This window comes from Brucella tritici (genome assembly GCF_008932295.1).
In the GTDB taxonomy this organism is placed as follows: domain Bacteria; phylum Pseudomonadota; class Alphaproteobacteria; order Rhizobiales; family Rhizobiaceae; genus Brucella; species Brucella tritici.
Window position 1 is genome coordinate 60,779 of record NZ_WBWA01000002.1, and the last position, 25,959, is coordinate 86,737.

A 25,959-nucleotide genomic window follows, 5' to 3' on the forward strand; every position below is an offset into this window, starting at 1 on the left:
CCATGCAGGCAGTTTTTCCGAACATCGCGCCCGACCGTTACACGCCGCACGCTTTGCATGCCCAGACGCGTATCTGGCCGGAAACCAACTGCTATGTCGATCTTTGGATCGAAGTGCTCGCAACATTGGGTGCCGCCCCGGAAGCCATGCTCGGCTTCACGCTGACACAGGATTTCGAGGGCGACCAGTTCACCTTCTTCAAGGTGCCGCTGGAAGACCTCGAAGCCCTTTATGGCGTTCGGGCGACGGAGCTTGCGATTTTTGATCATGTGGAAAGCCATGTCGCCGAGCAGATCGCGCGCGGACGTCTGTGCATGATCGAAATGGACAGCTACTTCATGCCGGATACGCATGGCGTCAGCTACCGCACAGAACACGGCAAGACGACCATCGCCATCAACCGTATGGACGTCGAAAACCGCTCGCTCGATTATTTCCACAATGGCGGTTTCTATCACCTCGAAGGTGAGGATTTCGACGGCGTTTTCCAGCGCCATCTGACGGAAACCGACTTGCCCTTCCTGCCCTATACGGAATTTGCCAAGTTTCCGAAGAATGTGCCGGATGAGGCGCATCAGCGACGCATCGCCGAAATCCTTCTGACGCGCCATTTTGCGCGCAGACCGAAGGAAAATCCGATCCGCGCTTTTGCCAGCGTGTTCCCCGCTCAGGTCGAAGCAATCGCGGAACGCCCGTTCGGCTTCTTCCATAAATATGCGTTCAACACGCTGCGCCAGCTCGGCGCGAATTTCGAACTCGCGGCAAGCCATCTCGACTGGCTCGGCCAAGGAAAGCACTTCGCAGCGGCCTCGGCAGACGCCTTGCAGATTGCGGAAACGGCAAAGGCTGTTCAGTTCCAGCTCGCCCGTGCGGTCATGCGCAAGAAATTCGACGCATTGGCCGGAACGCTACAACCGGCGGCAGATGCCTGGGATCGGATGACGGCAGCGCTTGCAGCGGAACTTGGTCGCGATGCGGCTTGAACTAAACCCGACCAGCCGACCGCTCTCGACCGGGTGGCGGCTTGTCATCACCGGCCCGGATGCGGCGCAAACGCCGCTTGACGCGAAGTCCGGTGAGGCGATCGATGACGCGCCGGTGCCCGGCACAGTGGCGGAAGCTCTGGAGAAATCAGGACGTTTCGACAGAAACAATCCCGTAGCGCTCGACAATCAGGATGCTTGGTATTTCCTCGATGTCGAGGAGGCACCCGGCCCCGCCACACTCCGCTTTTCCGGGCTTGCCACGATTTGCGACATCTTTTTCAATGGCGAATTGCTGCTGCAAACCGACAGCATGTTTCTCGGCTATGATTTGCCGGTTACACTGACCGGCAAGGACGAGCTTGCCCTCTGTTTTCACGCGCTCGCGCCTCGCCTCAGCCAGAAAGGCCCACGCGCCCGCTGGCGCACGCAACTGATGAACACACAAGGCCTGCGCCTTATCCGCACGACAGCACTCGGCTATATGCCGGGCTGGTGCCCGGAAGTGCATGCCGTAGGTCCATGGCGTCCGATTTCAATCAGCCGTTCCGATGCTGAAGCCATATCCGACATCGCCATTCAGGCAAGACTGACCGAAACCGGTGATGGCGAACTTCAAGTCAGCTTTACCTATAGCGGCAAGGCCGAGGCACCCATTCTCCATTGCGAAGGGCAACAATTCGCCTGCAAGCGCCAGACTGACAATCAGTGGACGGCAAGACTAACGCTTCCCAGCGTCGAGCCGTGGTGGCCGCACACGCACGGCAATCCAGCGCTTCACAATGTCGAACTTTCACTTGACGGCGAACTACGCCCGCTCGGCCGCACCGGCTTCCGCCGCATCGAGGTTGATCGCGGACCGGACGGCAAGGGCTTTGCACTCAGGATCAATGGCGAGAAGATTTTCTGCCGCGGCGCGGTATGGAGTTCTGCCGATATCGTCCGCCTTCCCGGCGCCCGCGACGATTACGAACCATGGCTGAAGCTCGCGCAGGACGCGGGCATGAACATGCTGCGGCTGAGCGGCATCACCGCCTATGAGACACCGGATTTCTATGCGCTTTGCGACGAGCTTGGCATCATGGTGTGGCAGGATTTTATGTTCGCCAATTTCGACTATCCGGTGAAGGACGAAGCATTTGTCGCAAAAGTGCAGGCAGAAGCGTCTCAGCTTCTGGCCGCTGTCAGGCATGCGCCATCGCTGACGGTCTTTTGCGGCGGCAGTGAAATTTACCAGCAGGGCGCAATGATGGGCCTGCCGGAAGCGACCTGGAAAGGCCCGCTTACCGAGGAGATCCTGCCCAGTATTGTCGGCAAGCTTTGCCCCGATATTCCCTATGTGCCGAATTCGCCCTGTGATGGTGCCCTCCCCTTTATCAGCAATGAAGGCGTCAGCCATTATTATGGTGTCAGCGCCTATTGCCGTCCTCTGGAAGATGCGCGGCGTGCGGAGGTACGTTTTGCGACCGAATGTCTGGCCTTCTCCAACGTGCCCGAAGCGCGCACGCTGAAAACCCGCCTCGATGTGCCGCCGGTTCACGATCCGCGCTGGAAAGCACGTGTGCCCCGCGACCGCGGCGTATCCTGGGATTTCGAGGATGTGCGGGACGCCTATCTGGAGATGTTGTACGGTTACGATCCAGCGCGACTGCGACGCGAGGATGTGGAACAATATCTCCACCTTTCCCGCGCCGTCACGGCGGAAGTAATGGAAGCGACCATCGCCGAATGGCGGCGACCGGGAAGCACCTGTTTCGGTGCGCTTCTCTGGATGTTTCAGGACCTGTTGCCCGGCGCGGGTTGGGGCATAATCGATGCGACCGGTGCACCCAAAGCCTCATGGCATGGCCTGAAACGTGCTTTCCGTCCACAGCAGGTCGCCTTGACAGACGAAGGCGTTAACGGCCTCGCGATCCATGTTTTAAACGAACAGGCCGAAACCGCTGATCTTTCGCTTGAACTGACATGTCTGCGTGCCGGTTCGCAGCCGGTGGTTTCCGGTCGTCGCGATCTTTCGATTGCCGGTCGCTCAGCGATCACCATTGCCGCAACGGATATGTTCGGCGCGTTCTTCGATGTCACTTATGCCTATCGTTTCGGCCCTCCGGCCCATGACGTGACCGTTGCGCGACTGAAGCGCAATGACATTACGATTGCTGAGGCGTTTCACTTTCCGCTCGGACGAACAAAAGCCTTTCATGACGCCGCTGTCGAAGCCGCTCCATTCGAAGAGAACGGCAACTGGTTCCTCGATCTGAAAACGCCGGTTCTGGCCCAATCTATCAGCATCGATGCAGGTGACTGGCTGGCTGCCGAGAACTGGTTTCACCTTGCTCCCAACGAGGCGAAACGCATCGCCCTTATTCCGCGTAAGGCGACATCTGAAAAGCCGTCTGGAGAAATCCGCATCGCCGGTTCGTCACGGATCTTCTGGTTCTAATCCCGTAAGGTCATTGCGCGGATCGTGTCGATATAGATTTCGCGCGAATGTTCCGGTGTGAGATTATGATCGGCATCTGGAATGATGGCGACTGACGCATTGTCGAAGCCCTTCAGGCCGGTGCCCATCTGATCGAAATAGAAATTGAAATGCTCGCGCCCAACATCCTTCTCAGCGTAAACGAGCGCCAGTGGCACCTCACGCTGCTTCAGTTCGTCAAAAGCCGAATAGACTGCCCGTCCTTCCACTGTGCGGCTGCGCAGAAGCTTGCGCGCCAGCCCGCGAATACGCCCTGCAACCCCGCGCGTGAGGTTGCGCAGGATGGCACGGATATCCAGTTCACCGCGAAACAGGCGCTGGAATGTTTCGGCGCGGAGCGCGCGACTGCCATAATCCTCCAGCGTGCGCTTGCCTTCTCGAACTGCATCTTCGACCGAGCGTCCCGGCGCCCAGTAGAATGTCTCCGGATTGACGAGGACCGCGCCTGAAATGCGCTCATCTTTCACAGCGCTGTGGAACCCCAGAAATGCACCGCTGCACCGCCCGGCGATCACTGGACGGCCCCAGTCAATGGCGTCGAGATAGTCGAGGGCTTCGGCAACATCGGCCTCTGCCCCGTTGGTGTAAAGTACCTGTTCCGGCATCCCAGGATTGGGCGGGCTGTCGCCTGCATTCGCAATATCGAAGCGCAGTGACGCTATCCCTTCCCGCGCGAGCTTGCGCGCCATATCGACAGTCGTGCGTCCCCATCCTATACGTCGATCATAGGCTGCGGAGAGAAACAGGACCGCCCTGCCCCGCCGCTCACCCAAGGGGGCGCAGAGAACACCGGAAAGTCGATTGTCGGAACCGAACGAGACAGGCGTTTCGACAAAACCGCCGCCCGTCAAAGTGCCGCCAAGTGCACTTTCATCCGGCTTGTTCCGTGCGGGCGCGGAACCTGCAATAACTGCCGCCCAGTCCACAAGCCGGTCCGCGACTTCCACCGGCAGGCGCGAGATGACCGGGTTCGAAATCAGCTTGTCATAATCGGTAAAGGCTTCAACCGTCACATCCGCGCCAAGCTTTTCCAGATGCGTTGCCAGTTCGGCATCGTTCGGACGATCCGTCCGCGCCAGCAAAAGACATTGACGCGCAGGCTTCGTCTCCAGCGACAGAAGATTTATCTTCTTCACACCGGCTGCCACTTCCGGCTGCATTGTCAGCGATGCGATGGAAACGCTGTTCTTGATCCTTTGCTCGTCCGTCAGTCCCAGATCGGCATCAACCATGCTCGACCAGACGGCCAGTTCACGCGTGTAGAACCGCCCGGAAATGACAGGTGCCAGAAGCGCCAATGCCGCAACACCTTCGATCCGGGCCGCCGTTTGGGCAGCAATCGCTGCACCAAGGCTCTGTCCAATGATGATGATGCGGCTTGCCCCCGACAGGTCACGCGCCTTCCGGGCAGCTTCGGCAAGCGTATTGTGCCAGAGTTCCAGCCCGTTGGAAAAATCGATGTCGTCGCGTCCGTCACCCGTACCGGGCCAATCGAAGCGGAAGGAACCTATCCCCCGCACCGCAAGTCCGTCGGCGATGATGCGCCAGAATTTGCGTGTCGTGCAGAGTTCCTCCAGCCCCCAGGGGCTTGCAAAGACCACAACCGTATCGAGAGATTGGCCGACGGGCGCCTGATAAAGGCCCAGCGTGTCGCAGAAGACGACCGGACTGGCGGCAGACCGCACAACATTCGCCGTTTGCCTGTAGGATGTTTCGTTTTCCACCCTGTCGCCCATGTCTGATGCACCCCATCACAGAAATCACATCCTGCAATAATGGAAATCGCGCAAGGCACCAAGGATTTATCGCATTGATTGCGACAGTTCGACCCCGCCGTGCATCAAGCGCGGCAGGGTTGCAACAGGTAGAGCCCATCTTCCAAAAGTGGAAGCTGGTCAAAAGACCGGATCAGGCCGCTGGCTTGGTCTTTTCGCCTTCCAGCAGCTTTTCGTGACGCAGCAGCATGCCATAGAGATCGCGCGGCTCATCCGGATCAGCAAGCAGATCAAGCTGCTCATAGAGCCCGGTATCCTTCAGCTTGTCACGCACATAGCGCAGAGCCGAGAAATCCTCGGTCGCAAAGCCGACAGAGTCGAACAGCGTAATCTGGCGGGCATCGTTGCGTCCGGCGATCTTGCCAGTGATAACCTCCCAAAGCTCCTTGACCGGATAATCTTCCGGCAACTGCTGGATTTCGCCTTCGATGCGGGTCTGCGGCGGATATTCGACGAAGATGTCCGAACGGCGCAGAATATCGCCGTGCAGTTCCGTCTTGCCGGGGCAGTCGCCGCCAACCGCATTGATGTGCACGCCCGATCCGACCATGTTGTCGGTCAGGATCGTCGCATTGGCCTTGTCGGCAGTCACGGTCGTGATGATGTCCGCACCTTCGACAGCCTCTTCGACCGTCTTGCAGGCAACGATGTTGAAACCCGCACCCTGCAGGTTGCGCATGCACTTGGCAGTCGCTTCCGGATCAAGATCGTAGAGACGCAGCTTGTCGACGCCGAGCAGCGCCTTGAAAGCCAGAGCCTGGAATTCGCTCTGCGCGCCATTGCCGATGATGGCCATCGTGCTGGAATTCTTCGGGGCCAGATGCTTGGCGGCAACTGCCGAAGTCGCGGCGGTGCGCAGTGCGGTGAGGATGGTCATTTCGGTCAGCAGCATCGGATAGCCGCTGCCCACATCGGCAAGAACGCCGAATGCCGTAACGGTCTGGAGACCTTCACGCGTGTTCTTCGGGTGGCCATTCACATATTTGAAGCCGTAGAGCGTACCGTCGCTCGTCGGCATCAGCTCAATCACGCCTTCCTTCGAATGCGAAGCCACACGCGGCGTCTTGTCGAAGTTTTCCCAGCGACGGAAATCTTCTTCGACATAGTCGGCGAGTTCCTTGAGGAAGGTTTCCACGCCGACGGACAGCACCAGCTTCATCATATGATCGACGCTGACGAAGGGGACGATATTGAGGTTCGGTTGGGTCATTATTGCTCCTTGAGCGCATCCCGAAAAGTGCGAAGCGGTTTTCGGAACAAGATGCGCGTAATACAATTAGCTTGAGCATTCTACCCCGGATGAACCCATCCGGCGCTTTACGAATGCGGCCTCCTGAATTCAGTAATTAATGGTTGGACGGTCCATGACGCTGCGGCCCAGCAGGCTCGCCATCAGGTCGACCATCACCGTTGCGGTACGTCCGCGCTCATCGAGAAACGGATTAAGCTCCACGAGATCGAGGCTCGTCACCAGATCGCTGTCATGCAGCATTTCCATGATGAGATGCGCTTCACGGAAGGTCGCGCCACCCGGAACCGTGGTGCCAACAGCAGGTGCAATCGAAGGTTCAAGGAAATCGACATCGAGGCTGACGTGCAGAAGGCCGTTTTCGTCCTTCACACGCTGCAGGAAGCGGCGCAACAGCGCTGCCACACCATGCTCATCGATGAGGCGCATGTCATAGACGGCAACTTCGGTCTGCTTGATCGCAGTGCGTTCTGCCGGATCAACACTGCGAATACCCATCATGCAAACATTGGCGGGATCAATCGGTGCTGCCAGAGCCGGGAAATAACCCTCAAAGCCCTTCTGTCCTGTATAATAGGCAACAGGCGTACCATGCAGATTGCCGCTGCCCGTCGTTTCCAGAGTATGGAAATCCGTATGCGCATCAAGCCACAGCACAAATTGCTTGCGACCCTTTTCAGCGGCCCGGCGTGCGATGCCCGGAACGGTGCCGGCAGCGAGCAAATGATCCCCGCCAAGGAAGATCGGAAAACCTTCTTCGCTCTCACGATAAGCGGCTTCGCTGATTGCTTCGATCCAGGCAACAGCCTGCGGCAAGGCATTGATTACAGGATTAGGATGAGACACCGGGCGCAGTTCAGCCGGAGCCAGATTGCCGAGATCGGTAAACTCGTGACCGAGTTCGCGAATTGCATCCGCAATGCCAGCGGCACGATAACCGTCTGGTCCCATATTGCAGCCCAGACGACCCGTGCCTTCCTGAACCGGCAATCCCAAAATCTTGCAATGCATAAAGTGCTACTCCAGAGAAATTATTATCCTAGATTGACCATTTACGCTTGGCGATGTGAAGCAACCGGATTGGCAATTTTAACGGTTTGGTTTATCAGAATGTCGGATTGGCTTTTCAAAATGGAGAAAACATGGACGATCTGGATGAAAAGCTGATTACGCTTTTGCGCCACAATGGACGACGCAGCATTTCGGATATTGCAATCGATCTCGGCGTTTCACGGGCCACCGTGCGAGCACGCATGGAGCGCCTGGAAAATTCCGGTGACATCATCGGCTATACGGTGATCCTGCGCTCGGATGCTGTCGATCTGCCGGTGCGCGGCATCATGATGATAGAAATCGAAGGCAATGTCGCCGACCGTGTGGTCAAGGCGCTTGGCGGTTTTTCGGAAGTTTCCGCCGTCCACACCACCAATGGCCGTTTCGACCTTGTGGTGGAACTGGGCGCTGCCACGCTCACCGATTTTGATGCCGTGCTGCGCCGCATCCGGCTGGTGCCGGGCATCAAGGCCAGCGAAACCAATCTACTGCTGGCAACACCACGTTCGACGCGAGCGCGTCTGTAACAAAAAGCCCGGCAATTCGCCGGGCTTTTTTCGCTGTTAGGCAAGGATCGGATAATCCGTATATCCCTTGGCGCCGCCGCCATACATATGCTGCTGGTCCAGCTCATTAAGCGGCGAGTTGTCCTTCAAACGGCGAACCAGATCAGGGTTGGAGATGAACGGCTTGCCAAAGGCAACCACATCAGCGCGACCGCTTTCGATTTCCTGTTCAGCCAGTTCGCGATCGTAGCCATTATTGACCATCCAGGCAGCTTCGCCACCGGCATCGCGATAAACCTGCTTGAGACGCGTATAATCGAATGGCTGCGGACCCTGCTGGAAGTCGCGCGGACCGCCCGTCGCACCTTCAATGATATGAACATAAGCAAGACCGTAAGAGGCAAGCTTTTCGACCACATAGTCGAACAGCGGCTGCGGATCGGAATCCGATGCGTCATTGGCTGGCGTCACCGGCGAAAGACGGATACCGACCTTTCCAGCACCGACCGCCTTCGTCACGGCGTCAACGACTTCGAACAGGAAGCGGGCACGGTTTTCAATCGAGCCACCATATTCATCAGTACGGTGATTGCTGCCCGAGCGCAGGAACTGGTCGATCAGATAGCCATTTGCAGCATGGATTTCCACACCGTCGAAACCAGCCACTTCAACCGCATCCTTGGCCGCCTTGCCATAGGTGGCGACGATTTCCGGAAGCTCGCTCTTTTCAAGTGCACGTGGTTCGGAGGTTGGTGCGAAGCCGCCCGTGCCATCAGGCTGAACCAAATAGGTCTTGGACTTGGCCGTGATGGCCGAAGGCGCCACCGGCTTGCCACCATTTGGCTGCAACGTATTGTGCGAAATACGGCCCACATGCCACATCTGCACGACGATCTTGCCGCCTGCGTTGTGAACAGCGTCGGTGACGCGCTTCCAGCCTGCAAGCTGCTCGTCCGAATAAAGGCCCGGCACATCGGCATAGCCCTGCCCCTGATGGCTGATCGGCGTTGCCTCAGTGATGATGAGACCAGCACTTGCGCGCTGTTCATAATAGGTGACGTTGAGATCATTCGGCACGGCGCGAGGCGAGCGATTGCGCGTCAAGGGGGCCATGACGATGCGATTGGCAAGCTTTAAATCACCGATAGTGACTGGATCGAACAATGTGGCCATGGATACATTCCTTCAAATGGGAAAGATTGGGCAAATGGGAAAGATTGGACTGGTGAATTAAAGATCGGATACAGCTTTGATGAAGGCGGCTATCGCCTCTTCATCACGCTTGTAGAACGTCCATTGGCCAACGCGGTGGGGCATGATCAGCCCCGCCTTTGTCAGCACGGATAAATGAGCAGAAACGGACGACTGGGAGAGGCCGCACCGCTCGAACTGGCCCGCGCACACGCCCATCTCCAGAGGCATGTGCTGATCGGAGAAATGGTTCTCCGGTTCCTTGAGCCAGCTCAAAATGTCGAGACGCACCGGATTGGCGAGCGCCTTGAGTATCTCGTCCAAGGGTATAGATTGAACATCCGACATCGCAGTCACCTCGCTGATCTTTTGATATGTATCGTCATTTCCCGATATAAGTATTGATTGAATCCGATTTAAAAAGGGGTGAGGCGTTCACATCGCCGTGAGCGTCCAAATCCATACCTTTCCTGTGGACCACCATAACGGCCTTGATTGCGTCAAACGGGCATCCGACTATGTTCGCCGTAAAGATTTGAGATTGGAATGAATATGGCCAACGATATTAAGCGCATTGCCGGGATTATAGCGGCTGAGATCAATGCAAAGCCGGAACAGGCAATCGCCGCCATTGGTCTTCTTGACGAAGGCTCAACCGTGCCATTCGTCGCCCGTTACCGCAAGGAAGTCACCGGCGGCCTTGATGATACGCAGCTGCGCCAGCTTTCAGAGCGCCTCGCCTACTTGCGCGAACTCGAAGCACGTCGCAGCTCTATTCTCGAATCGATCCGCGGGCAGGAAAAGCTGACGCCGGAACTGGAGCTGAAAATCGCAGGCGTCCAGACCAAGGCCGAGCTTGAAGATCTGTATCTTCCCTATAAGCCTAAGCGCCGCACCAAAGCGGAAATCGCCCGCGAACGTGGTCTTGGCCCGCTTGCCGAAGCTATTCTGAGCGACCGCAGGCTGGTTCCAGCGGATATTGCTCCGCAATATGTCACCGGCGACGTAGCCGATGTCAAAGCAGCCCTTGAAGGCGCGCGCGACATCATCGCCGAAGGCTTTGCGGAAAACGCCGAACTGATCGGCAATCTGCGTAACTATCTCAAAGAACGCGCAGTTCTGCGTTCGCGCGTTGTCGATGGCAAACAGGACGCAGGCGCGAAGTTCTCCGATTATTTCGACCATTACGAACGCTGGGCAAATGTTGCAGGCCACCGCGCTCTGGCCATGCTGCGCGGTCGCAACGAGGATTTTCTGTCGCTCGACATTGAAATCGATGCTGATGATACCTCGCCGGTAAAGCCGGTCGAACGCAAAATTGCAGCCGCCTATAACATCGGCGCAACCCTGCCCGGCGATCGCTGGCTGATGGAAGTTGCAGGCTGGGCATGGCGCGTCAAGCTCTCGCTCTCCTTGTCACTCGACCTCATGCGCGACCTGCGTGAACGCGCCGAGGAAGAAGCCATCAACGTCTTCGCCCGCAACTTGAAAGACCTCTTGCTCGCCGCCCCTGCCGGTTCGCGTGCCACCATGGGTCTTGATCCGGGCATCCGCACCGGCGTCAAGATCGCAATCGTCGATGGCACTGGCAAACTGCTCGACACAACGACGGTCTATCCGTTTCCGCCAAAGAACGATGTGCGCGGCACACAGGCCGAACTCGCAAGCCTGATCCGCAAACACAAGATCGAGTTGATTGCGATTGGCAACGGCACAGGCAGCCGCGAAACCGAACGTCTTGTCGTGGATATGCTCAACGACCTGCCAGCGCCAAAGCCGCTCAAAGTCATCGTGTCGGAAGCAGGTGCATCGGTCTATTCGGCGTCAGAAGCCGCAGCGAACGAATTTCCGCAGCTCGACGTATCGCTGCGCGGTGCGGTTTCCATTGCCCGCCGCCTGCAAGATCCACTGGCGGAGCTCGTCAAGATCGAACCGAAATCCATTGGCGTTGGCCAGTATCAGCATGATGTCGATCAGTCCCGTCTGGCGCGTTCACTCGATGCAGTGGTCGAAGATGCAGTGAACGCTGTCGGGGTTGATCTCAACACGGCATCCGCCTCACTGCTCGCTCGCGTATCCGGCCTTGGAAAGTCGCTCGCCGAAGCAATTGTTGCGCATCGCGATGACGCCGGTGCCTTCAAGAACCGCAAGGAACTTCTGAAAGTCGCTCGCCTCGGCAACCGCGCTTTTGAACAATGCGCAGGCTTTCTGCGTATCGCCAACGGCACCGAGCCGCTTGATGCGTCCTCCGTTCACCCGGAAGCCTATGGCGTTGCCAAAAAGATCGTTTCCGCCTGCGGCCGCGATGTGCGCAGTCTCATGGGTGATAGCGCAGCACTCAAAGCGCTCGATCCGCGCGTCTTTGTCGATGAGCGTTTTGGTCTGCCAACCGTGCGTGACATTATCGCCGAGCTCGACAAGCCGGGCCGCGATCCGCGTCCTGAATTCAAGACAGCTACCTTTGTCGATGGCATCGATGACATCAAGGACCTGAAACCCGGTATGATGCTGGAAGGCACCGTCACAAATGTTGCGGCCTTTGGTGCCTTTGTCGACATCGGTGTGCATCAGGACGGACTTGTCCATGTTTCGCAACTCGCTGATAAGTTTGTCAAAGACCCGCATGAAGTGGTCAAGGCTGGTGATGTGGTGAAGGTGCGCGTGACCGAAGTGGATGTGCCACGCAAGCGCATCGGCCTCACAATGCGCAAGGAAGGTGGCGAAGCCCCTGCCCCACGCAACAATGCGCAGCGCGACACGAAACCTGCACAGAAGCAAAACTTCGCTCCGCGCAAACAGGAACAGCCGTCAACCGGCGGTTTCGGTGCAGCCCTTCTGGAAGCGATGAAGAAGAAATAAGCTAAATCTTGTTGCCAATTGGAAAGCCGGTTGAGACTTTTCTCACCGGCATTTCATCGGTGGGAATAATCCAGCCACCGCGAATAGCGATGCGAACCTCATCGCCTTCTTCCAGTCGTACTGGATCGCGGACTTCAAAATGCAGGTGAATATCCGGCTTGGTGAGCGGATGCGCCTCGATGCGCGAACCGCCACCGCGATAGACTGAACGCTTGACCCGCACAGGGATGCCGCCGGTTTCGGTCAATGCCAGATCTTCTGCGCGAACGCAGAGCTGCGCATTGGCACGCGGCATTTCAATGCCGGAACAACGCACCTGCGCACGGCTTCCCAGCACCAGCGCCTCGCAATGTCCCGCTTGCGCAAAGGACACGACCTCCGCGGGCAAAACCATGCCATGCGCGATAAAGGACGCGACCATTTCGCTGGCCGGTTCCTCGTAAAGCTTGCGCGGCGTATCGAACTGCTGAAGCTTGCCGTGATCAAGCACCGCAATCCGGTCAGCAAGCGCCATGGCTTCGGCCTGGTCATGCGTGATGTAGATAATCGTCGTGCCGGTGCGCTTGTGGAAAGCCGCAAACTCGTCTTCCATCGAAGCGCGCAAATGCACGTCGAGATTGGCAAGCGGTTCGTCAAACAAGACCAGCGAAGGAGCTGCCACCAGACAGCGGGCCAAAGCCACACGCTGCCGCTGACCACCCGAAAGATTGGCCGGGCGGCGATCACCAAAGCCATCCAGATCGACCAGCGCCAGCGCTTGCTTCACACGGGCCTCGCGTTCGGCTTTGGCAACCTTTGCCACCCGCAGACTATAGCCTACATTCTCGGCGACCGTCATATGTGGCCAGAGCGCATAATTTTGGAAGACGATACCGACCTGCCGCTTTTCAGGTGGCACGTTACCGTCAACATGGGAAACGCGGCTGTCACCAATGTGGATTTCGCCGCCGTCAACATCTTCAAAACCTGCAATCATCCGCAGAAGCGTGGTCTTGCCGCAACCGGATGGTCCGAGAATAGCAACAAACTCACCGTCCTTCACATCAAGCGACACTTCAGACAGGGCCTGAAACTCGTTGAAGGCCTTGGAAACAGAAGCGATTTTCAGTCGCGCCATGGCAGCACCCCGTTTGGAAGACGCCGCGCAAACAGATTTGTTGCAAGCATCAGCATGAATGTCACCGCAACGGCCAGAATGGATATGGCAGCCGCATAGGCGGAATCGCCCGCCTGTTCAAAAGAAAACATCACCACGCCCAGCGTTTCCGATCCCGACGCCCAGAGGAGCGCTGAAACCGTCAGCTCACAGAATGCGGTCATGAAAATGAGCACGCCGCCTGCAAGCGTCGCCGGGGCGACAAGAGGGAATATAATGGTGCGCAAGCGATAGAAAAGCCCCGCCCCTGCAACGCGCGCTGCTTCTTCCAGCGCACGGTCAATCTGGTGAAGGCCAGCAACCGTTGGCCGCAGCGCCAGCACGAAGAAGCGCGCAAGATAGGCAAAGAGGATGATCCAGAGCGAGTTGTAAAGGCTGACGCCAACCACCGGCAGCGGCTTCAGGAACATCAGCAGGCAGGCGATTGCCAGCACAACACCCGGTAGCGCATAGGGCATCTCGGCTGCGAAATTGAGGATCGGCGTCCAGCGCCGCTTACGCCACGCCAGCATGTAGGCAAGCGGAACTGCAATCAGCACAGCAAAACCCGCCGCCCCCAGCGACAGAACAACACTGTTTCGGAAAGCACGCGCCGCACCTGCATGTTCAAGCAACACAAAGCGGAAATTTTCAAACGTTGCCGTCGCAAATGTAAGCGGCACGCCATAGGCCGGAACCAGTGCTGAAAGCGTCAGGCCGATCAGCGGCAGAAACAGCACGATCACGATCAGCAGCCATGCCGCAGCTTCCACCGGCACACGCCAGCGACCAAGCGCGAAGGGTGCAGCAGGCAGCGACGTCGAAACAATGCGGAAATCGCGTCTGCGCGAAGCATAATCCTGCGCTGCGATCCCTGCCATGGCGATCAGACCGATTAGCACAGAAAGCACTGCGACGCTGGAGAGCACCGCTGGCCCACCGCCCGCAAGACGCTGATAAATCAGCGTTGGCAAAACGAGGTAATTCGACGGAATCCCCAGAAACGCCGGGATGCCGAAATTGCCGACACACGACACGAAAGCCAAGGCAGCGGCACCGATGATCGATGGCGTCATCAGCGGCAGGATAATGGTGCGCAGAACGGTCCATTTGCTGGCACCGGCACTCAAGCCCGCTTCCACCAGTTCGCGTGGAAGCTTGCGTAAGCCTGCCCGCACGATCAGAAAGACCAGCGGTCCGTATTGCACACCAAGCAGAAAGATAATGCCCCAGACGGAATAGAGCGGATTGCGGCTGCCAAGTGGTGGCGCCATGCCGATGATCTTGAGAAACTGGCTCGAAGGCCCGAAAAGCTGGAGCCAAGCCAGCGCTGTTACCTGCGGGGCGATCAACAGCGGGGTCACATAGAAAAGCACGAAGACATTGCGTCCGCGCATGTTGGTGAGACCGACCAACAACGCCGCAACAATACCGAACACGAGCGCGAGTACGGTACCGCCAATGCCAATCTGCAGCGAATGCCATGTCGCAATCCAGGTCGACTGGCTGCCAAGCGTTTCCACCAGCGCCGAAGTCGAAAGCTGTCCCTGTGGTGCGACCAGTTCGACCAGCAGCCTGCCCATCGGCAAAAGCGACAGAACAGCGACGATCAGGGTTACGCCAGCAATCAGGGCCGCATCGCGGCCCTGAAGGTCTTTCATGATGCGCATCGAGATGCCTTATCCGCCAAACAGCTCGGAGAACTGCTTCTTGTCGGCATCAGTCTGGTTGAGAACCTTCTGGGTGTCGATAGACATGATATTGATCTTGGTGCCTTCCGGCAGCCATGCAGGGCGGCCTACACCTTCCTTGGCAGGCAGATAGCCCTGCTCAAGTGCCAGCTTCTGGCCGTCATCCGACAGGATGAAATCAACAAACTTCTTGGCACCATCGACGTTCTTGGCGGTCGCCATGATCGCAACTGGTTCTGTCACGGCAGGCACGCCTTCCGACGGGAAGACGAACTCGACCGGCGAACCCTTGGCCTTGGCATTGAGCGCCATGAAGTCAACGAGAATGCCATATGGCTTTTCGCCACTTGCAACCGACTTCAGCACAGCGCCGTTGCCCTTCACGCTTGCCAGTTCATTGGCCTTGAGATTCTTGAAATAATCCCAGCCGAGTTCCTTGTTGAGCGCGAAGCCGCTCAGGAGATAGGCAGCAGCGCCTGAATAAAGCGGGCTAGGCATGACAACCTGCCCCTTATAGTCGGCCTTGGCGAGATCTGCCCAATGTTCAGGCTTTTGGGCTGCGCCGGTATTGTAGGCAATGCCGGTGGTGATCAGCTTGGAGCCGAAATAGGTCTTGTCGGCATCATAAGCGTCGGCGGTAAAACCATCGACCTTGGCTTCCGGATAGGCGAGCAGACGCTTGTCCTTCTTCAGACCTTCCATCGTCACCGCATCAGCGATCAGCAGAACGTCAGGCTGCGGCGCACCGGCGGAAAATTCAGCGGCAAGCTTGGTGAGGAGTTCGCTCGTACCGGAACGGAAAATCTGCACATCCGTATCCGGATTGGCCTTGCGGAAAGCTTCGACCGTCTTGGTCGCATCCGCTTCCGGTTGCGACGTATAGAGCGTCAGCGTATCGGCCTGTGCCACGGCGATGGAAAGAGCAAGAAGCGCAGGTACGACAGCAGCCCGCTTCAGCATCTTGTTCATGGGATTCGCTCCTCGAATTTCTGTATAATGTTCGCCAGCATGACCAGCGATGCCGGTGCAATCCTGACGCGTGCGAAGTGATAGCGCGCAGATACTGCCATGGCGATAGGCACGATCATTTCCATTCATGGTGCACCTGTCAAACATCCTGCAACGTGAACCCGGAAAACAAAAGCCTCCCGGCGGAATCTTATCCATCGGAAGGCTTGTAAGACATTGAATGTTTTGCCGAACAGCCATCCGTATCTCCAAGCACGGAGAAGATGCGGATGGCATTAGAGGAATTACAATGCGGTTTTATGACAACCGCAAACGCATTCCCGGTAAAAAGATCAACAGATCAGATAACGATCTCGGCGACATGCGCAACTTGAGCACCGGCCTCGTAATAGGCTTCGCGCAGACCACGGAAATTCTGCTCTTTCGGATCGCTGACCGGCAGCGGCAGATCATCTTCTTTGATCTCGCCTGAAACGAGCTGCGAAAGCAATTTCCCGAAGACTGTTCCCGGCGCGATGCCGCGACCGTTGTAACCGGAGAACCCGACCACATTACGCGCGAGGCGATGGAATTTCGGCAGGCTGTCATTGGTCATGCCGATCTTGCCATACCATTCGGCTTCAAACTCGACTTCGCCAATCTGCGGGAACAGACGCTTCAACGATTTTTTCGCCCATGCCTTGTGCACGGCAGCACCCGTATTGCGCAACGCACCAACGCTTCCGAAGACAAGGCGACCCTGTTGGTCGAAACGGAAGGACGAAAGAACTTCCTTCGTGTCCCACACACCCTGACGTTCCGGCAGTATGGAACGCTTGATATTATCCGACAGGGGCTTCGTGGCCATGTTGAAATATGGCAGGTGAACCAGCTCGGCGCGCACTTCCGGCCATGGCGCATTGGTGTAGGCATTTGTCGCCACAACGACCCAGTTTGCCGTCACGGAACCCTTGGCGGTCTTGACCACCCATTTGCCGTTCTTTTCCTCGGCTCCGATCACCGGGCTTCCGGTAAACACGGTCGCGCCAGCGGCAATGGCGGCGTGGGCAAGCCCGCGCACATAAGCAAGCGGCTGGATCGTACCGGCGCGCAGATCAAGCAGCGATCCGGCATAAGCCTTGGTTCCAACCTTGGCTTCGGTTTCCTTGGCATCGAGCAGCTTCACATTCGCGCCGCGGCGCGCCCACTGCTCGTGGCGGTCTTGAAGTTCTTTCAGGCCCTTTTTGCCAACGGCGCAGTGAAGCGTGCCCTGCTTTTCGACTTCACAGGCAATCTTGTGCTTCGCAACGATTTCGAAGACGAGCTTCGGCGCATTGCCGAGGACATCAAGCAACCGGTCACCATATTTCTGGCCGAGCACGCCGGGCAGATCATCCGGCATGACCCACATGCCGGCATTCACCAGACCGACATTGCGGCCCGAACCGCCATAACCGATCTCGATACCTTCGAGGACGATGGCACGCGTGCCTTTCTCGGCCAGATGCAGAGCTGTCGAGAGGCCGGTGAAGCCGCCCCCAACGATCACCACGTCCGCAGTCAGATCACCTTGCAGCGCAGTCGTCTTGGGAGCTGCAGGAGCGGTCTTTTCCCAAAGACCATGGGAGCGCGGATCGTTCAACATAGAGAGCAACCATTTCATACCGAGCATTTCCAGCAAATATGTGAAGCTGTTTTGCGTTCGGAAATGCGTAAAAACAAATAGTTAGAGCGGTTTCCGATCTTTTCTCATGACCGACCGCTCTCGTGGATTACGGGCACCCTGCCCGACTGCTTCTATTTCACGCCGCGAAAGCCTGTTGGACAGCGTTATTTGCGCAACAATTCATTCCGGTTTGGAATGAACCAGCATCGAATAATCCGTGTTCCCGACTTGCCCGGCAATCCACTGACAGAACACCTGCGTCAGCGGATTTTCCAGTTTTCCTTCCGGTACAACCAGATAATATTCGTTCTCGGTGCGCATCGGCTTCTCGAAAAGCATGACCAGCTCACCGCTGAGCAACTCCTGCTCAATCAGATAAAGTGGCAGAAGAGCAAAACCCAGACCGGCCAGTGCCGCGCCGATGACCATCGAGAACTGATCGAACCGGTGCCCCCGATAGGCAGACCGGCCCTCGACACCGCAGCTTTCAAACCATTGCGCCCACATTTTGGGCCGCGTCGCAAGATGCAGCAAGGGCTCGTTTTCAAGCTCTTCCGGTGCCGATGGATGGCGCGCTTTCAACAGGCTCGGGCTGGCGACCGGCACAATTACTTCACTGCACAGAAAGGTACAGGTGGCATGTGCCCAGACCGGCTGTCCATAATGGATGGCCAGATCGAATGGCTGCTCCTCGAAATCGAAGACACCAGAGCGCGACGCGACATTGATGGCAATGCCGGGATGCTTTTCGATAAAATCGGAAATGCGCGGCATCAGCCAGCGCGTGCCGAATGTCGGCAGGGTCGCCACACTGAAAGAAGAGGTTGATTGCGCCGAAGCCATAGCACGCAACATCGTATCTTCCGTCTGGTTCAGAAGACGCCGCACTTCCGGCAGAAATTTCCTGCCTGCATCGGAAAGCAGAATGCGCTGGCGGATGCGCTCGAACAGCAGGACGCCAAGCTGGCTTTCAAGATCCTTGATCTGACGGCTGACGGCGCTCTGGGTGAGATTGAGCTCATGCGCAGCCTGCGTGAAACTGCCATGACGGGCGGCGCACTCAAATGCCTGCAGCGTGGCGATGTCCGGGATCAGTCGTCTGCTCAGCTTCATTCCATTCTCGCATTAACATAGTTGCTTTCGTCGCAAGCATAACCGCAAAACGGTCTATATGATACATTTTCATCATAATCCATGCATGATCCTCCCAAACAAGACATGCACCACCCGAAGATGCCCCACTCGACGGAAATTTTCGCCATGAAAGACCAGAAATTCGTTTCGCCGGACGCCATCCGTTCTGCCTTCTCGGCTGCGATGTCCGCCATGTACAAGCAGGAAGTCCCTGCTTATGGCACATTGATGGAACTCGTTGCCGATGTGAATGCCAAGGTGCTGGCCGATGACAGCCACCTGCATGAACGTTTGACGGAAACAGATTCGCTTGAGCGCATTTCAGAAGAACGCCACGGCGCAATCCGTCTCGGCACCGCCGCCGAACTTTCCATGATGCGCCGCGTCTTTGCGGTCATGGGCATGTTCCCGGTCGGCTATTACGATCTGAGCGCTGCCGGTGTTCCGGTTCACTCCACCGCCTTCCGCCCGGTCGATGACGCGGCCTTGAAACACAATCCGTTCCGTGTTTTCACCTCGTTGCTGCGTCTCGACCTCATTGCCGACGAAAAGCTACGCGCCGAATCGGAAGAAGTCCTGTCGAAGCGCAACATCTTCACCGCAGGCGCCATCGCACTTGTCGAAAAGGCTGAAGTCGAAGGCGGCCTCAACGACGACGACGCAAAAGTCTTTGTCGCAGAAGTGCTGGAAACCTTCCGCTGGCACGACCATGCCAATGTCAGCGCCGAACTTTATCATCGCCTGCATGACGCACATCGCCTGATCGCTGATGTCGTGTCGTTCAAGGGCCCGCATATCAACCATCTGACGCCGCGTACGCTCGACATCGACGCCGTGCAGGCTCAGATGCCGGATCGCGGCATCAATCCGAAGGCAGTCGTCGAAGGCCCACCAACCCGCAAGTGCCCGATCCTTCTGCGCCAGACCTCGTTCAAGGCGCTGGAAGAAGAAGTGTCCTTCGTCAGTGCAGACGGCACCTGGACGCCAGGCTCGCACACTGCCCGTTTCGGCGAGATCGAACAGCGCGGCGTAGCACTTACGCCAAAGGGCCGCGCTCTTTACGACAAGCTGCTCAACGATACCCGCGCCGTTGCGCGCCCAGCTCCTGACGGCTCGAATGCGGCTGAATATGTGAAGGCGCTGAGCGACACTTTTGCCGCCTTCCCGGACACATGGGCTGGCGTACGTGAAGAAGGCCTCGGCTACTTCGCCTACTCGGTCAAGGACGCTGCAAAGCTTGAAGCTTACAGGCCGGGCACCGATATTGAGGTTCTGATTGAAGCTGGTGCGGTTCAGTTCGACCCGATCATCTATGAGGACTTCCTGCCGGTGAGTGCTGCCGGTATATTCCAGTCCAATCTGGGCGATGACGACACACAGGAATTTGTTGAAAGCCCCAACCAGAAGCGTTTCGAGGATGATCTGGGTGCAAAAGTGCTTAATGAATTCGAGCACTATGCCCGCATCGAACGCGAATCCATCGAAGCCGTCAAGGCAGGCTTGAAGGGCCTCGAAGCGGCAGAATAAACGCATAACCCCGAAAAGTTGCAGACTTTTCGGACAGGATTATGCGCAAACAACTCATACAGAGAGGAAAGCCATGAACACCGCTGTTAGAAAAATCGACGTGAAGAAGGAAGCCGCCGATCTGCTTTCCAAACTCGGCGTAGATGCATCCGCCTATACCGGCGGCGACCTTGCCGGTTTCAGCCCCGTTTCGGGCGAACAGATTGCTGCGGTCAAGACCCACAGCAAGGACGACGCTGCCAAGATCATCGACAAGGGCGATGAAGCCTTTCGCGCCTGGCGCAACGTTCCGGCACCGAAGCGCGGCGAACTGATCCGCCTTCTGGGCGAAGAACTGCGCGCTTCCAAGGAAGATCTCGGCCGCCTCGTTTCGATCGAAGCTGGCAAGATCACTTCGGAAGGCCTCGGCGAAGTGCAGGAAATGATCGACATCTGCGATTTCGCTGTCGGTCTGTCGCGCCAGCTCTACGGCTTGACGATTGCAACCGAACGCGCTGGCCATCGCATGATGGAAACCTGGCATCCGCTCGGCGTTGTCGGCGTCATCTCCGCCTTCAACTTCCCTGTGGCCGTCTGGTCGTGGAACGCAGCTCTCGCCATCGTTTGCGGCAACTCGGTTGTCTGGAAGCCGTCTGAAAAGACCCTCCTCACCGCTCTCGCCTGCGATGCAATCTTCCAGCGCGCCCTCAAGCGTTTCGGCGATGCACCGGAAGGCCTCTCGCAGGTACTGCTCGGCGACCGCGAAATCGGCGAAGTCCTCGTGGACAGCCCGAAGGTTCCGGTTCTCTCGGCCACCGGCTCAACCCGCATGGGCCGCGAAGTTGGTCCGCGTCTTGCCAAGCGTTTCGCTCGCGCGATCCTCGAACTCGGCGGCAACAATGCCGGTATCGTCTGCCCGTCGGCCGATCTCGACATGGCGCTGCGCGCAATTGCTTTCGGCGCCATGGGCACCGCTGGCCAGCGCTGCACAACGCTGCGTCGCCTGTTCGTTCATGAAAGCGTTTATGACGCTCTCGTCCCGCGCCTGCAGAAGGCCTATGCCAGCGTTTCCGTCGGCTCGCCGCTTGAAACCACTGCTCTGGTCGGTCCGTTGATCGACAAGGTTGCCTTCGACAACATGCAGAAGGCCCTCAAGGAAGCTTCCGCTCACGGCGGTAAGGTTCAGGGTGGTGAGCGCGTCGATACCGGCCATGAAAACGCTTACTATGTGCGTCCGGCCATCGTCGAAATGCCGAAGCAGGAAGGCCCGGTTCTCGAAGAAACCTTCGCTCCGATCCTTTATGTGATGAAGTATTCCGATTTCGACGACGTTCTGGCGAGCCATAACGAAGTCGGCGCAGGCCTGTCGTCCTCGATCTTCACGCTGAACCTGCAGGAAGCAGAGCGCTTCCTCTCGGCTGAAGGTTCGGATTGCGGCATCGCCAACGTCAATATCGGCACTTCGGGCGCTGAAATCGGCGGTGCATTCGGCGGCGAAAAGGAAACCGGCGGCGGTCGCGAATCCGGTTCGGATGCGTGGAAGGGCTATATGCGCCGCGCAACCAACACCATCAACTACTCGAAAGCTCTGCCGCTCGCACAGGGCGTTTCCTTCGACATCGACTAATCGGTCTTATTATAGATCAAAAGAAAACCCCGCTTTTGGCGGGGTTTTTTATTATCTCAACATTCGCGATTAGCGAGATTGTCGTTATGGCGAGCCGAAAATCGTGGCTTTTGAGAACCGGCGCGCAGCGTACTTGAGTACGTGAGCACCGGAAGCGCAAAAAGACGCGATTTGCAGGCCGTCAGAGCGACAATATCACCCCATGCGTTCGGAGGCGAAGGAACCGGGCGAAGCCGGGAATACGACTGTACGATTGCCGTTGAGGAACGAACGGTGATGGATATGTGCGTGAACTGCACGTGCCAGAACCTGTGCTTCAACATCACGGCCAATCGACACGTAATCGGCTGCGCTCTGCGCATGCGTGATGCGCGCCACATCCTGTTCGATGATCGGACCCTCATCAAGATCAGCGGTTACATAATGTGCCGTCGCGCCAATCAGCTTCACGCCGCGCTCATAAGCCTGCTTGTAAGGGTTCGCACCCTTGAAGGACGGCAGGAAGGAATGGTGGATATTAATGATCTTGCCCGACATCTTCTTGCACAGCTGATCGGACAGAACCTGCATGTAACGTGCAAGAACCACCAGCTCGGTGCCTGTATCATCGACAATATCCAGAAGGCGCTGTTCTGCCTCCGGCTTGTTGGCCTTGGTGACTGCAATATGGTGGAACGGGATGTCGTGATTGACGACAACCTTCTGATAATCGAAATGGTTCGACACCACGCCGACAATATCAATCGGCAGCGCGCCAATCTTCCAGCGATAAAGCAGATCGTTCAGGCAATGGCCGAAACGCGAAACCATCAGAAGCGTTTTAGTCCGTTGCGCATTGTCGTGGAATTCAAATTCCATCTCGAACGGAGCTGCCACGGGCGCAAAGCCTTCACGCAGAACATCGAGAGCGACACCTTCTTCGGAGATGAAGCTGACGCGCATGAAAAAACGGCCGGTGTCCAGATCGTCAAACTGGGCGCTATCGATGATGTTGCAACCCTTGCCCGCAAGATAACCCGAAATCGCGGCTACGATACCGCGGGTGGACTTGCAGGTGACGGTCAGGACAAAATTATGCATCGGACTTCCTCAAATTTTCGAAGGCGCAAGCCAGGGCACGCGCCTTGAAACTAGTTCACGATGCGGCCCCCGCCATGCCAGAATGCGTAATGCACTGACCGGATTGCGCTATCAAGCGACTTTGGAAGAAAGATTGCTCTAATTTGATCAAAGATGCGGATTGCGGTCACGATACCGGGTGACAAGTTCCCGGTTCACGTCGCCGGAGCCCGGCATGTTGGCGCTCAGATAAATTGGTGCATCGCCCTCTCCCACCAGCCTTGCCGCTACATCGGCAAAAATGGCATTGAGGATAGTGACGCCAAGGGCAGTCGAAACCGGACCGACCTTCAAAGCACTGCCTTCGACTTCCAGCACCGCATCGCCCGCAGGCGCATCATTGTCCAGTACGACATCGGCCAGAGAAAGCAATTGCGTGCGGCCTTTGGCGATGGCGTTGGAATAGGTGACGGAGGTAACCGCAATGACGGCGGCCCCCTTCTCCCGCGCAAAGCGTGCCGCCTCGATGGGAGCGGCGTTGACGCCGGAGTTCGACACGACGATCAACACGTCGCCTTCGCGAATGCCGTAGCGTTCGAGAATGGGCAACACGGCCCCTTCAATTCGCTCAAAATGCGAGCTTGCCACCGCGCCATCCTGCAGCATGATCGCGCCGCAAAGGATCGGCACGGTAATCGCCAGTCCGCCCGCGCGATAATGCAACTCTTCCGCCATCATATGCGAATGGCCGGTGCCGAACACATAGACCCGACGATCCGCCTTGGCCGCCGTGGCGATGAGTTCGGCGGCTTTGGCCATCGGCTCCGCAAGGCGATCACGCAGACCGGAAAGCCGGGCTATCAGATCATTGAAATAACGATCGGTGATTTCCGTCATCAGCCTTACCCTGCTATCTGCTTTTCGCCCGAAAGCCATGTGGCTTTCGCAAACAGCCCGTCGTCAAGATGGACTGCATCCATCCGCATGCCGGGACGGAACGTGCCGCGATCATTGAGACGCAAATAGCGTGCCGGATAGTGGCTCGCCATGCGCAGTGCCTCGGCCAGCGTCAGCTCCAGTTCGGCCACCCCGAAACGCACCGCCGATGCCATATCGAGATCGGAACCGGCAATGGTGCCATCCGCCAGCACAAGCTTGGAGCAGATACCGCCCGGCACACGACGGACAGCACGCCCGTTGATTTCGAAGCTTTCAGAGTCCGAACCAACCAGAGCCATGGCATCCGTTACGAAGAAAAGGTGGGCATCTCCCCGCTTTGCTCGAAGTGCGAGCCGCAACGCCATCGGATCAACATGGTGGCCATCGGCAACGATACCGCACCAGATGTCGGGATGATCGAGTGCCGCACCGGCAAGCCCCGGCGCACGATGGCCGATCTGGCTCATGGCGTTGAAAAGATGGGTGACGCTGCGTGCACCGGCATCGAAGCGCTTGAACGCCTCTTCGGCTGTTGTGTCACTGTGGCCGATGCTGACGACGACACCGCCTTCGCTCAGGCGGCGCACTTGCTCAGGTGTGACCTGTTCCGCAGCAAGCGTGACCAGCAATGTCCCGACCTGCCTTGCCGTATGGATATAGAGCGCAATATCGGCATCATTGACGGGACGCATCAGTTCCGCCAGATGAGCGCCCTTCCGTGCCGGGGCCAGATGCGGCCCCTCCAGATGGAGACCGGCAACGCCCTTGTCGGCCTTGACCGCTTCAATTGCCGCTTCAATGGCGCGGTCGCGTACCGGCGTTGTATCGGTGATCAGCGTCGGCAGAAGGCTTGTCGTACCGTATTTACGGTGACCTTCGGCAAGCACGAACATGGTTTCCGGCGTCGGCTGATCATTGAGCATACGCCCGCCGCCGCCATTCACCTGCGCATCGATGAAACCCGGCGCAATGACGCCGCCCTTCAGGCGCTCGATCTGATGGGCCTCGCCAAGGGCTGCTTCCGGCACAATGGCTTCGATCTTGCCATCGCTGAACACCAGCGCGCTTTGGTCATGAAAGCGCTCGCCATCAAAAATGCGCGCGCCTGCTATTGCCGATTTCCTGGTCATACCGTCACCGTAACCTTGTTGAGATTGCGCGGCTTGTCTGGGTCAAAACCCTTGCGGCGCGTGACCGCTTCAATGACGCGGTAATAATTGATGAGGGAAACCAGCGGATCGAGATGCGCATTACCCGTGCTTGCCGATGGCAGTCGAAAGCCCGGCGTTTCAGCATCGGACAGCGACACAATGCTCGCGCCAAAGGAATGCAGTCGCTTCAGGGCCTGCATGTTGGTGTCGAAAGCTTCATCACGCGGCAGGAAGGAAATGATCGGGAACCCCTCTTCCACAAGACGCATCGGCCCGTGCATCAATTCCGCCAGCGAAAATGCCTCCGCATGGATATTGGCGGTTTCCTTTGCCTTCAGCGCTGCTTCGAGCGCAATCGCAAAGGCCGTGCCGCGACCGCCGGTATAAAGCGAGCGAGCGTTGAAAAGCAGATTTTCAACAGCTTCGCGACCATCGGGCCGTGTTGCAGAAAGCGCTTCCGGCAGGCGTTGCAGCCCGGCCTGCAGGCTTGCATCGCCGCTGGCCGATGCGACTACGCCCGACAGCGCTGCAACCGCAGCAATGAACGACTTGGTTGCGGCAACGCTCTTTTCTTCACCGGCATTCAGCGCCAGCACGACATCGGCGGCATTGCCAAGCGGGCTGTCGACGACATTCACGACCGCAATTGTGGTTGCGCCGCCCTTTTTGGCAGCTTCCTGCGCTGCAACAATGTCCGGGCTCGCGCCGGACTGCGACACGGTGAAGTGCAGTCCGTTCTTGAGCTTCAGCTTGGAACCGTAGACGGATGCCACCGATGGCCCGATGGACGCTACCGGAATGCCCATCGTGATTTCCATCAGATATTTGAAGAATGTCGCTGCATGATCGGACGAACCGCGCGCAGCAGTCGTGATGACGGCAGGCTCGTTCTTCTGGAAAATGCGCGCGATTTCCGAGAACGTGCCTGCCTCCTTCTCAAGCAGACCGGCGACGACGGCAGGTGACTGTTCGGTTTCCTGCAGCATCAGGGAGGAAGGGCTGTTCATA

20 protein-coding genes are annotated in these 25,959 nt (G+C 57.6%); 6 read left to right on the forward strand and 14 right to left on the reverse strand.

From position 1 onward, the window contains the following. Window positions 1-2: 2 nt before the first annotated feature. Together F9K91_RS02490 and F9K91_RS02495 are read left to right on the forward strand one after the other, a co-directional pair. Window positions 3-983 (forward strand): DUF1839 family protein, encoded by a 981-nt coding sequence (locus F9K91_RS02490; protein ID WP_151555950.1) that lies wholly within the window; start codon window positions 3-5, stop codon window positions 981-983. Beyond that, entirely contained in the window at window positions 973-3,423 is a 2,451-nt protein-coding gene (locus tag F9K91_RS02495) for a glycoside hydrolase family 2 protein (protein WP_151677122.1), read from the forward strand. Before F9K91_RS02490 ends, F9K91_RS02495 begins: the two co-directional genes overlap by 11 nt. Here the strand turns inward: F9K91_RS02495 and F9K91_RS02500 are convergent. The 3 genes from F9K91_RS02500 to rocF form a co-directional block, all read right to left on the reverse strand. Then, window positions 3,420-5,198, reverse strand: coding sequence for an alpha/beta fold hydrolase (locus F9K91_RS02500; RefSeq protein WP_151677123.1), 1,779 nt, complete (start codon window positions 5,196-5,198; stop codon window positions 3,420-3,422). The two genes, F9K91_RS02495 and F9K91_RS02500, sit on opposite strands and share 4 nt — an antisense overlap. Before the next feature lie 172 nt (window positions 5,199-5,370). Further along, the gene (locus F9K91_RS02505; protein WP_151555953.1) at window positions 5,371-6,447 is read right to left on the reverse strand and encodes an ornithine cyclodeaminase; all 1,077 of its coding nucleotides are present in this window, start codon (window positions 6,445-6,447) and stop codon (window positions 5,371-5,373) included. A 129-nt stretch (window positions 6,448-6,576) separates the two neighbouring features. After that, window positions 6,577-7,497, reverse strand: a complete 921-nt coding sequence (gene rocF / locus F9K91_RS02510; protein ID WP_151652573.1) for an arginase — start codon at window positions 7,495-7,497, stop codon at window positions 6,577-6,579. Window positions 7,498-7,628: 131 nt separating this feature from the next. Here rocF and F9K91_RS02515 point away from each other — a divergent pair, with 131 nt between their 5' ends. Further along, on the forward strand, window positions 7,629-8,066 hold the full coding sequence (locus F9K91_RS02515; RefSeq protein ID WP_061345848.1) for an Lrp/AsnC family transcriptional regulator: 438 nt from the start codon (window positions 7,629-7,631) through the stop codon (window positions 8,064-8,066). A gap of 36 nt (window positions 8,067-8,102) precedes the next feature. On the opposite strand, the gene F9K91_RS02520 is transcribed toward F9K91_RS02515, so the two are convergent. Both F9K91_RS02520 and F9K91_RS02525 read right to left on the reverse strand, forming a co-directional pair. Beyond that, window positions 8,103-9,218 carry an alkene reductase gene (locus F9K91_RS02520; protein ID WP_151555954.1) on the reverse strand — a complete coding sequence of 372 codons (1,116 nt, stop codon included), beginning with the start codon at window positions 9,216-9,218 and terminating at the stop codon, window positions 8,103-8,105. 57 nt (window positions 9,219-9,275) lie between these two features. Next, window positions 9,276-9,584, reverse strand: a complete 309-nt coding sequence (locus F9K91_RS02525) for an ArsR/SmtB family transcription factor (protein ID WP_012091525.1) — start codon at window positions 9,582-9,584, stop codon at window positions 9,276-9,278. A gap of 204 nt (window positions 9,585-9,788) precedes the next feature. On the opposite strand from F9K91_RS02525, the gene F9K91_RS02530 reads away from it, so the two are divergent. After that, entirely contained in the window at window positions 9,789-12,095 is a 2,307-nt protein-coding gene (locus F9K91_RS02530) for a Tex family protein (protein ID WP_151677124.1), read from the forward strand. Window position 12,096: 1 nt separating this feature from the next. On the opposite strand, the gene F9K91_RS02535 is transcribed toward F9K91_RS02530, so the two are convergent. From F9K91_RS02535 to F9K91_RS02555, 5 genes are all read right to left on the reverse strand, one after another. Continuing rightward, on the reverse strand, window positions 12,097-13,212 hold the full coding sequence (locus F9K91_RS02535; protein ID WP_151555957.1) for an ABC transporter ATP-binding protein: 1,116 nt from the start codon (window positions 13,210-13,212) through the stop codon (window positions 12,097-12,099). Next, window positions 13,200-14,900 (reverse strand): ABC transporter permease, encoded by a 1,701-nt coding sequence (locus tag F9K91_RS02540; RefSeq protein ID WP_151677125.1) that lies wholly within the window; start codon window positions 14,898-14,900, stop codon window positions 13,200-13,202. Before F9K91_RS02540 ends, F9K91_RS02535 begins: the two co-directional genes overlap by 13 nt. A 9-nt stretch (window positions 14,901-14,909) precedes the next feature. Further along, window positions 14,910-15,890: an ABC transporter substrate-binding protein gene (locus tag F9K91_RS02545; protein ID WP_151555959.1), complete on the reverse strand. Its 981-nt coding sequence runs from the start codon at window positions 15,888-15,890 to the stop codon at window positions 14,910-14,912. 340 nt (window positions 15,891-16,230) lie between these two features. Next, window positions 16,231-17,514 carry an NAD(P)/FAD-dependent oxidoreductase gene (locus F9K91_RS02550; RefSeq protein WP_151652603.1) on the reverse strand — a complete coding sequence of 428 codons (1,284 nt, stop codon included), beginning with the start codon at window positions 17,512-17,514 and terminating at the stop codon, window positions 16,231-16,233. 201 nt (window positions 17,515-17,715) lie between these two features. Then, on the reverse strand, window positions 17,716-18,648 hold the full coding sequence (locus F9K91_RS02555; protein ID WP_061345843.1) for a LysR family transcriptional regulator: 933 nt from the start codon (window positions 18,646-18,648) through the stop codon (window positions 17,716-17,718). 147 nt (window positions 18,649-18,795) lie between these two features. On the opposite strand from F9K91_RS02555, the gene hglS reads away from it, so the two are divergent. Together hglS and amaB are read left to right on the forward strand one after the other, a co-directional pair. After that, window positions 18,796-20,196 carry a 2-oxoadipate dioxygenase/decarboxylase HglS gene (gene hglS, locus F9K91_RS02565; protein WP_151652578.1) on the forward strand — a complete coding sequence of 467 codons (1,401 nt, stop codon included), beginning with the start codon at window positions 18,796-18,798 and terminating at the stop codon, window positions 20,194-20,196. A 73-nt stretch (window positions 20,197-20,269) separates the two neighbouring features. Beyond that, window positions 20,270-21,802: an L-piperidine-6-carboxylate dehydrogenase gene (gene amaB, locus F9K91_RS02570; protein ID WP_151652579.1), complete on the forward strand. Its 1,533-nt coding sequence runs from the start codon at window positions 20,270-20,272 to the stop codon at window positions 21,800-21,802. A gap of 195 nt (window positions 21,803-21,997) precedes the next feature. Here the strand turns inward: amaB and purU are convergent, their stop codons facing one another. The 4 genes from purU to F9K91_RS02595 form a co-directional block, all read right to left on the reverse strand. After that, window positions 21,998-22,882 (reverse strand): formyltetrahydrofolate deformylase, encoded by an 885-nt coding sequence (purU, locus tag F9K91_RS02580; protein WP_061345840.1) that lies wholly within the window; start codon window positions 22,880-22,882, stop codon window positions 21,998-22,000. 147 nt (window positions 22,883-23,029) lie between these two features. Further along, window positions 23,030-23,758 (reverse strand): SIS domain-containing protein, encoded by a 729-nt coding sequence (locus tag F9K91_RS02585; protein ID WP_061345839.1) that lies wholly within the window; start codon window positions 23,756-23,758, stop codon window positions 23,030-23,032. A gap of 5 nt (window positions 23,759-23,763) precedes the next feature. Next, the gene (nagA, locus tag F9K91_RS02590) at window positions 23,764-24,930 is read right to left on the reverse strand and encodes an N-acetylglucosamine-6-phosphate deacetylase (RefSeq protein WP_151677126.1); all 1,167 of its coding nucleotides are present in this window, start codon (window positions 24,928-24,930) and stop codon (window positions 23,764-23,766) included. After that, on the reverse strand, window positions 24,927-25,958 hold the full coding sequence (locus tag F9K91_RS02595; RefSeq protein ID WP_061345837.1) for an SIS domain-containing protein: 1,032 nt from the start codon (window positions 25,956-25,958) through the stop codon (window positions 24,927-24,929). The genes nagA and F9K91_RS02595 overlap by 4 nt, the downstream gene beginning before the upstream one ends. Window position 25,959 lies beyond the last annotated feature (1 nt).